Source organism: Frisingicoccus sp., from assembly GCA_016298055.1.
In the GTDB taxonomy this organism is placed as follows: Bacteria; Bacillota; Clostridia; order Lachnospirales; family Lachnospiraceae; genus Frisingicoccus.
The window spans coordinates 1-2,398 of sequence record JAEDDO010000245.1 but is presented as its reverse complement, the minus strand read 5'-3'; the positions used below and the strand labels follow the sequence as shown (position 1 = coordinate 2,398).

Here is a 2,398-nt window from a genome sequence, read left to right as displayed (position 1 = left end):
AAAAAAGAAAAACAGATTCTCTTTTCAACAGTTCCGTTAGGGAAAGAAGCATGGCAACCAGTTACATTCACTACTCTGCTTGCATATCAAGAAGGTAAGAAGCTCTTCATCGGAACGAATCATGGTGAAGAGTATAAAAACGATACACAAAATATACAATCTTTATAGGAGGTAAACTATTATGGAAATAGGCGGATTTTTCCCTTACGAACCAACCCTTGAAACTGAAACCAATTATATCACGCGCACATGCCCTGATGCGGACGATGTGGTTCATTTGATGTCTGGACGTTGTTCCATCTATTATTGTTTGCAAGACATCATGCTAACCGACAAAAAGCGTGTGGCATATCTCCCTGCCTACGATTGCGAAACAGTCATTGGATGTTTTGTAAAAGCAGGATACGAGATCCATTACTATGATTTTGACAATAACCTGATCCCACAATTTGATGAATCCTTAATCCCCAAAATCAGTTTCTTACTCATCTGTGGATACTATGGGTATTCGACTTTTGACACAGAATTTGTAAAAAAATGTAAAAATAGTGGAGTCACAATCATGCAGGACACAACTCATACCGCATTTTCGCCGATTGGAGCCTGCGAAGATGCCGACTATATTTCTGTAAGTCTCCGAAAATGGATGGGCGTCATTTCGGGTGGCCTGGCAATTAAACGGACTGGAAAGTTTAACGTTTTACCTATCCCACCAAATCAAACACAGTTATCTATGAGAGACAAAGCTTTGAAATACAGAGCAGAATATGAAAAAACAGGTGATGAATCTCTAAACAAAGAAAGTGACGATGCTTTCTGGAAAGCTGAATTCATGCTGCGTGAAATATTCGATATGCAAGCCGGAGACGATGAATCACTGGAAACCATTAAACACTATCCGCTAGACAATTCAATCATTAAAAGACGAGAGAATTACAATTATCTTCTGAAACATTTGCCACACAATCCATCCGTACGTCCTGTCTTTCCATACCTTCCGGATGATGTGTGCCCTATGTTCTTTCCTTTTCTCGTAGACGATCGCAGTTCTTTGATTGACCATTTGAAAAAGAATCAAATTGTACCAAAAGTATATTGGCCCGTCCCTCCATTTATTGATATTGAAAAATATCCCGGAGCACAATACATATACAATCATATAATGTCCATCAGTTGTGATCAGAGATTTTCAATTGAAGATATGCAAAAAATCGTAGACGTTTTTAAGAAATACAATTAATCATCATAAAAGGGAGAAGCATCACCACAGCTTCTCCCTTTTATAACTAAGTATCTCCTATTCGTATGTCCCATTCCGAATCAGTTTTTTCTCTTTCATAAAGACTTTCCCTTTTGCAATGTATGTGCTCAAAGTCATATCTTTTTCAAACAAAAGCAGGTCTGCATCCGAACCTTCTCTAACCACTCCTTTTTCAGGCAACAAATCGAGTGCTTCTGCAACCTGACTGGTCATGTACGGTAACGCCTTCTCAAGAGGCATTCCCAGCTCTTTAACCATAAAAATCAACTCATTATATAACGCATCCACTTTGGACACACCGATTTTCAGAAGAGTTCCATCCTGGGCATATTCCGACCAGCTTCCATGCCCATCCGAACTTATTGTAATACGTTCCGTCGAAAGTCCTCTTTCAACAGCTTTCACAATACATTTGCCAGGAGCAAAATGCTCATTGATTGCGCACGTCAGATCAATATAACCGCCTTTTTCAAGAAATCTATATGCCTCTTCCAAGAGATTTTCATTTCTATTAACATGTGTCGGTCTAAAAATACGTATTGGAACAGAACTTTCTGAAAGCGCGCGAAAAACTGGTTTTAACCCGCACTCGGCATCTCCCATATGCAGTACCACAATTCCCGGCTTTCCACTCAGCATGCCTGCAACTCTTGCCTTACTCGCTATCTGAATCAACTCATCTTCCGTAACATTCGGCGCACGATGATCAGAAATAGCTAATTTTACCCCCAATACTTCTTTTATAAAAACTATATCTTTATCAATCTCTCCTGTAATTGTCGGCGATGGATATCCATATGCGCCAGTTAGTATATATGCACTCACCCCTTCTTCGGTAAGAGCTACCGCTTTTGCATATAAATTTTCTACACTTCTCGTAAGGCCATCGGTTCCCAGAAGCCCAATTACTGTTGTAATTCCGCCTTTTATCATTTCTGACAAATTAAGTTCCGGCGTTCTTGTATGAAAACTTCCTTCACCCCCACCACCAGTAATATGAACATGCTGATCAATCAACCCAGGTGTTAATATCTTATTTTCCCCATCAATAATCTCACACCATTCAGGCAAATTCTCAATTGAATCCTTGATGCATTCGATTTTCTCACCACATATCAGAACATCTTTTTTCCCTAT

At 39.4% G+C, this 2,398-nt stretch carries 2 protein-coding genes; one reads left to right on the top strand and one right to left on the bottom strand.

The annotated features are described in order from the left end of the window. Positions 1-181 precede the first annotated feature (181 nt). Positions 182-1,240, top strand: a complete 1,059-nt coding sequence (locus QZZ35_RS11160; RefSeq protein WP_291237472.1) for a hypothetical protein — start codon at positions 182-184, stop codon at positions 1,238-1,240. Positions 1,241-1,297: 57 nt separating this feature from the next. Here QZZ35_RS11160 and iadA read toward each other — a convergent pair. Then, positions 1,298-2,398, bottom strand: a 1,101-nt coding sequence (iadA, locus tag QZZ35_RS11155; protein WP_291237471.1) for a beta-aspartyl-peptidase, incomplete at its 5' end; no start/stop codon positions are given.